We start from the raw sequence: 6,452 nt of genomic DNA, 5'->3' as shown, positions 1-6,452 counted from the left end.
GCTCGGGCGCCTACTACGGCGCCGGCTACCAGGACGTGCAGAACCGCGTGCCGAAGATCGAGAACACGATGCAGGACCTGGACTGGGCGCCGACCACCAACATGGCCGACGCCCTGCGCGGCATCTTCGATGCCTACCGCGGCCAGGTCGGCGTCGCACGCGGCCTGGTCGAGTGAACCATCCCCGGCACAGCAGTGCCGACGGGATGACCTATATCCGTCGCGACCCGGTGACTGCTCGGGTCATCTACAAGGCGCAGGTCATCCTCCGCATCCTGGGTCCGGGTGCGGCGCGCGCCTTCATGAGGACCATGAGGCTGGACGCCGCCCTGATCGAGCGCGTGCTGGGGGCGCAGCAGCACGCGCTACGGCGCTAGGATGCCGGACCGGCGGCGCCGGCAAGGAAAGCCCACAGCGGCGAATCCTCGCGCGTCGCCACGTTCAGCCGCATGCGCGTGGACGGCAGCTGGTCCGGCGAAAACAGGCTGCCCGGCGCCAGCAGCAGGCCCTGCTCCATGGCCTGTGCCGCCATTACGCTGGTATCCCTGCCGGCATCGACCCACAGGAACATCCCTGCCGAAGGCAGGCTCTCCAGCTTCAGTCCCAGCTCTTCGATGCGGCGGATGGCCTTCGGCCGCGCGCCGTCCAGGCGCGCGCGGATGCGCTCGAGGTGCTTGCGGTAGACGCCCTCCGCCAGGATCTTGTAGACCACCCGTTCGCCCAGATCGCTGGTGGTGAGGGTCGCCAGCATCTTGCGGTCGGCCAGGCGCAGCGCCAGTTCCTTCGAGGCCGCGATGAAGCCGACCCGCAAATTGGCCGCCAGCGACTTCGAGAATCCCCCCAGGTAGATCACCCGCCGCAGCTGGTCGAGCGGCGCCATGCGCGTGGCCGGCTGTGCCGACGGACCCGGGTGCAGGTCGCAATAGATGTCGTCTTCGACGATGACGAAGCCGTGTTCCTCGGCGATGCGCAGCACCTGGAAGGCCTTGGCTGCCGACAGCGAGGTCGAGCTCGGATTGTGGAGCACCGAATTCACCACGAACAGGCGCGGCTTGTGCAGCGCCGCCAGTTCGGCCAGCTTCGCCACGTCGGGCCCATCTCCGAGGCGCGGGATGCCGACGACCTTCAGGCCCATGGCGGCAAAGGAGCCGAACATCAGGAACCAGGCGGGATCCTCGACGAACACGGTGTCGCCCGGCCGGCACAGCTCGCGCGCCACCAGGTCCAGGGCCTGGGTCACGCCCACCGTGGTCACGATCTGGTCCGGCGCGGCTTCGATCTCGAGTTCCGCCAGCTTGCGCTGCAGTTGCTGGCGCAGCGGCAGATAGCCCTGCGGCGCGCCATAGTTGAGCAGCATGGCGCCCGGCTGGCGGCCGATGGCGCGCAGGGCGCCGGCGATGCCGGGACCGTCCAGCCATTCGGCCGGCAGCACCCCGGCGGCGGAACTGGTCTGGCCCGGCGCCTGGCGGAACAGGTTGCGGATCAGCCAGACCACGTCCAGGGCCGGCGCCGGCGGCGCACCCGCCACCACCGCTTCCTTCAGGCCCGTGTTCAGCGGCGAACGCTCGCGCACGAAAAAGCCGGCGCCGCGGCGCGATTCCAGATAGCCCTGGGCCACCAGGCGGTCGTAGCTGGCCACCACCGTGAACGGCGAAACCCCGTGCGCGCCGGCGAACTGGCGGATCGAGGGCATGCGGGCGCCGGCGCGCAAGTGCTTGTCGTCGATGCGCGCGGCCACCGCGCGGACGATCTGGTCGGCCAGCGGCTCGCCGGAATCGCGTGAGATCCGGGCTTGAAACCCGGGGGCCTGGGAGACTGTGTTGGTCATTTCACCATGACAGTGTGAGGGTTTATGCGGGTAACTGTATAGGTACTGTACTGCTCTTGAAGTCTAGCATAGCGCTGACCGGGTATTGACGCAATCGCCACRGGAGCCAATATGACACAGTCCACCCTCGCCTCACCTTCCTTGCAGGCGGCGCGCGACGAGCACCGCAGCGAAACCCGCGGCATGCTGCTCGGCCTGGCCGCGGTCGCCCTGTTCAGCCTGACCCTGCCCTTCACGCGCATGGCCGTGGCCGAACTCGACCCGCTGTTCGTCTCGCTGGCGCGGGCCGTCGGCGCGGCGCTGCTGGCCGGCGCCTGGCTGCGCTGGAAAGGCGCGCCGCGGCCGCCGCGCACAGCCCTCCCGGCGCTGGCCGTGGTGGCGCTGGGCTGCATCGTCGGCTTTCCGCTGCTGACCTCGATTGCCATGCGCACCCTGCCGGCCTCGCACGGCGCGGTGCTGATCGGCGTGCTGCCGCTGTGCACCGCGCTGTACTCGGCGCTGCGCGGCCACGAGCGTCCTTCGGCCGGCTTCTGGGCGCTGGCCCTGATGGGTTCCGGCCTGGTGGTGGTATTCGCCCTGACCCAGGGCGGAGGCCGCCTCGAGCCGGCCGACTTGCTGATGTTCGCGGCGGTGCTGTCGGCCGCGGCCGGCTACGCGGAGGGCGGACGGCTGGCGCGCGACCTGGGCGGCCGCGAAACCATCTGCTGGGCGCTGGTGCTGGCGGCCCTGCCCAGCGCGGTGCTGCTGGCCGTGCTCGACCCCGGCCAGTTCGCGCGGCTGGGCACGGTGGGCCTGCGCGCCTGGCTGGCGCTCGGCTACGTCACCGTGTTTTCGACCATCGTCGGCTTTTTCTTCTGGTACCGCGGGCTGGCGCTGGGCGGCGTGGCGCGGGTCGGCCAGGTGCAGCTGGTGCAGCCCTTCCTGTCGCTGGGCGGCGCCTGGCTGCTGCTGGGCGAGCCGCTGACCGCCGCCAATTGCGGCTTCGCCCTGGCGATCATCGGCGTGGTCGCGGCCGGACGCCGGATGCAGGTGCGCACGCGATGAGCCGGACGTAGCCGCGCGCAGTGGCAAGTCGTACAATACCGGCTCTTTATTACGTAATCTGGGGATTCCATGTCCGTCTACGACAAACTCAAAGAACTGAACATCACCCTCGCGTCGCCGGCCGCCCCGGCCGCGGCCTATGTCATGTATGTGCAGACCGGCAACCTGGTCTTCATCTCCGGCCACATCGCCAAGAACGCCGACGGCTCGCCGAACACCGGCCTGCTGGGCAAGGACAAGACCACGGCTGACGGCCAGGCCGCCGCGCGCTCGGTCGCCATCGACCTGATCGGCACCCTGCAGGAAGCCTGTGGTGGCGACCTGAGCCGCGTGAAGCGCATCGTCAAGGTGATGAGCCTGGTCGCCTCGACCCCGGAGTACAACGAACAGCACCTGGTCACCAACGGCTGCTCGGAGCTGCTGGGCGAAGTCTTCGGCGACGCCGGCAAGCACGCCCGCTCGGCGTTCGGCGTGGCCTCGCTCCCGCGCGGCACCTGCGTAGAAATCGAAATGATCGTCGAAGTAGCGTAATCACGCAGGATGGGCACCCGTGCCCACCCTGCAAATTCCGGGGCGAGCCCACAAGGCGAGCCTCTTTTAACGAAGTGGCTCATCCAGCTGCTTTATAATGGCCGACGCACCCCAGCCGTCCTTCTCCAGTGAGATCAGTATGAAAATCGAAAATCCCAATCCCATCCAGTGGCACTTCTCGGAACGCGCACAGCAGCTGCAAAGCTCGGCGATCCGCGAAATCCTGAAGATTACCCAGCGTCCGGAGATCATCTCCTTCGCCGGCGGCCTGCCGTCGCCCGCCACCTTCCCGGTCGAGCGCATGAAAGCCGCCTACGACAAGGTGCTGTCCGAAGCCGGCAAACAGGCCCTGCAATACGGCCCGACCGACGGCTACGCGCCGCTGCGTGAATGGATTGCGGGTTATCTGTCGACCCCGGACTGCAAGATCCTGCCCGAGCAGATCCTGATGGTGTCCGGCTCGCAGCAGGCCCTCGACCTGCTGGGCAAGGTACTGATCGACGAAGGCAGCAAGGTGCTGGTCGAGACCCCGAGCTACCTGGGCGCCCTGCAGGCGTTCTCGGTGTACCGTCCCGACTTCCACTCGGTCGAGACCGACGATCACGGCCTGGTGCCGTCCTCGCTCGAAGGCCTGGCCGAAGGCGCGCGCCTGCTGTACGCGCTGCCGAACTTCCAGAACCCGACCGGCCGTTCGCTGTCGATCGAGCGCCGCCGCGAGCTGGTCGAGACCTGCGCCCGCCTGGGCCTGCCGCTGATCGAGGACGATCCCTACGGCGCGCTGTCGTACAAGGGCGAGCCGATGCCGCGCATGCTGAACATGAACCCGGACGGCGTGATCTACATGGGCTCCTTCTCGAAGGTGCTGACCCCGGGTATCCGCCTCGGCTACGTGTGCGCCCCGCTGCCGCTGGTGCGCCGCCTCGAGCTGGCCAAGCAGGCCGCCGACCTCCACACCGCCCAGCTGACCCAGATGGTCGTGCACGAAGTGGTCAAGGACGGCTTCCTGAACGAGCACATCCCGACCATCCGCAGCCTGTACGCCAACCAGTGCCAGGTGATGCTGGACGCGATGGACGAGCACTTCCCAAACAGCGTGACCTGGACCCGTCCGGAAGGCGGCATGTTCATCTGGGTCGAGCTGCCGAAGCACATCGACGCCACCAAGCTGCTCGACCAGGCGATCGCCGCCCGCGTCGCCTTCGTGCCGGGCGCGCCGTTCTACGCCAACGATCCGGCCACCAACACCCTGCGCCTGTCCTTCGTGACCGTGCCGCCTGAGCGCATCCGTGAAGGCATCGCCGTGCTGGGCAAGCTGATCAAGGACCAGCTGTAATCTCCCCGCTTCGAGTGCGACTTTTGGTTGTCCTGGACGACCAAAAGTTGCGCCAAAGTCACAAATTTTTCTATCAAACAAGCAATACTTGCCCTCTGACGGTGCCCAACGATGTATGATTTTGAACGATCAATCATCGCGCAGCTTCACGAGGCACAGTATGCCCAACCTAGCCAGCGCGGGGCTGTCCACGCCCCGCAAGCCTGCCATTCTCATCGTCGACGACGCCGCGGACAATCTCGCCGTGCTGCGTACGATGATGCTGCGCCAGGGTTACCAGACCTTCGTCGCCACCTCGGGTGAGCGCGCCCTCGAAATCGCCCGGCGCATCCAGCCCGACCTGGTGCTGCTCGACGTCGTCATGCCCGGCCTGAGCGGCCTGGAGACCTGCCGCCGCATGAAGGCCCACCCGGCCACGGCGCGCATTCCCGTGATCTTCATGAGCGCGCGCGGCGAGACGGAAGACATCGTCGCCGGCTTCGACATCGGCGCCGCCGACTACATCCCCAAGCCGCTGCGCATGGAAGAAGTCTGCGCCCGCGTGCGCGCCCAATTGCGCCTGACCGGCGGCAGCGACGCCCAGAAGGAACAGGCGGACCGTCTGCGCATGATCGTCGACAGCATGGACCAGGGCCTCCTGATCGTCGAACGCTGCGGCCGCATCCAGTACGCGAACCCGGCCTGCGACCGCTACCTGGGCCATGCCGCCGACGAGCTGGTGGGCCGCTCGCTGGCCGAGCTGCTGGCCCAGCAGGAGAGCTACCCCGACGACTGCGCCGCGATGGAAGCGGTCGGCCACGGCACCCGCGAAGTCCTGATCCGCCACCGCGACGGCGGCCTGCGCGCGATGGACCTGACGATGACGCCGATGCACGCGGCCGACGGCCTGTTCGTCGCCCTGCTGCACGACATCACCCACCACAAGCAGTCCGAGGATGCGCTGCAGCGCGCCGCCATGCTGGACCCGCTGACCAGGATCGCCAACCGGCGCCACTTCGACAGCTTCCTGGAGCGGGAATGGCAGCGCGCGATCCGCAACGCCCAGCCGCTGTCGCTGGTGGTGCTCGACGTCGACCACTTCAAGCTGTACAACGACACCCTCGGCCACGCCGCCGGCGACGTCTGCCTGCAGAAGGTGGCCCAGGCGCTGCAGGCGCACGCCCTGCGCCCGACCGACCTGGCGGCGCGCTACGGCGGCGAGGAATTCGTGCTGCTGTTCGCCGAGACCCCGCAAGAGGCCGCGGCCCGCCTGGCGGAAGCGATCCGCACCACGGTCGAAGCCTTGCAGCTGCCGAACCCGCGCTCGCCGACCTCGCCCTGGATCACGGTCTCGGTCGGCGTCGCGACCATCGTGCCGACCCAGCTCGACCAGATCGGCCAGCTGTTCGTCTGCGCCGACCGGGCCATGTATGCGGCCAAGGGGGGTGGGCGGAACCGGGTCGAGACCGCGGTGGCGGGGGCGGCCTGGGATGCGGTTCGGAATGCGGCGATGATGTAACCGCCCGTCGTCCCCGCGCAGGCGGGGACCCGAGTTCTGCATGCGTTACCTTAGCTCGAACACACTTGGATCCCCGCCTTCCCCCCTATGTCAGACTAGTTGTCGCCTCCTTTTTCAATGGGAGGCGTACAAGTGAAGTATCCTGCAGCATTCATCGAACAAGCCTTGGTAAAGGTGCACTCACGCGGCGACCGGACGATACGTTCGGTCGCCGAAGAG

General features: G+C 67.9%; 6 protein-coding genes and 1 pseudogene. 6 read left to right on the top strand and 1 reads right to left on the bottom strand.

Translation table 11 applies throughout. The annotated features are described in order from the left end of the window. Positions 1-176, top strand: a pseudogene (locus AC1DIX_RS27165) (bifunctional UDP-4-keto-pentose/UDP-xylose synthase); the annotation flags it as partial. A 29-nt stretch (positions 177-205) separates the two neighbouring features. After that, positions 206-376, top strand: coding sequence for a hypothetical protein (locus tag AC1DIX_RS27160; protein ID WP_442123702.1), 171 nt, complete (start codon positions 206-208; stop codon positions 374-376). On the opposite strand, the gene AC1DIX_RS27155 is transcribed toward AC1DIX_RS27160, so the two are convergent. After that, positions 373-1,827, bottom strand: coding sequence for an aminotransferase-like domain-containing protein (locus AC1DIX_RS27155; protein ID WP_477250865.1), 1,455 nt, complete (start codon positions 1,825-1,827; stop codon positions 373-375). The two genes, AC1DIX_RS27160 and AC1DIX_RS27155, sit on opposite strands and share 4 nt — an antisense overlap. 111 nt (positions 1,828-1,938) lie before the next feature. Here AC1DIX_RS27155 and AC1DIX_RS27150 point away from each other — a divergent pair, with 111 nt between their 5' ends. The 4 genes from AC1DIX_RS27150 to AC1DIX_RS27135 all read left to right on the top strand — a co-directional run bounded on the left by AC1DIX_RS27150 (position 1,939) and on the right by AC1DIX_RS27135 (position 6,233). Next, a complete protein-coding gene (locus tag AC1DIX_RS27150) occupies positions 1,939-2,871 on the top strand; it encodes a DMT family transporter (protein WP_477328396.1) in 933 nt (310 codons plus the stop codon). A 69-nt stretch (positions 2,872-2,940) separates the two neighbouring features. Further along, positions 2,941-3,402: a RidA family protein gene (locus tag AC1DIX_RS27145; RefSeq protein WP_477328394.1), complete on the top strand. Its 462-nt coding sequence runs from the start codon at positions 2,941-2,943 to the stop codon at positions 3,400-3,402. A 139-nt stretch (positions 3,403-3,541) separates the two neighbouring features. Beyond that, positions 3,542-4,735 (top strand): aminotransferase-like domain-containing protein, encoded by a 1,194-nt coding sequence (locus tag AC1DIX_RS27140; protein WP_477328392.1) that lies wholly within the window; start codon positions 3,542-3,544, stop codon positions 4,733-4,735. A 160-nt stretch (positions 4,736-4,895) separates the two neighbouring features. Then, positions 4,896-6,233, top strand: a complete 1,338-nt coding sequence (locus tag AC1DIX_RS27135) for a diguanylate cyclase (protein WP_442123707.1) — start codon at positions 4,896-4,898, stop codon at positions 6,231-6,233. The last annotated feature ends 219 nt before the right edge of the window (positions 6,234-6,452 follow it).

It is taken from the genome of Massilia sp. 05N420 (assembly GCF_056397205.1).
This window is presented reverse-complemented; position numbering and strand designations above follow the sequence as displayed.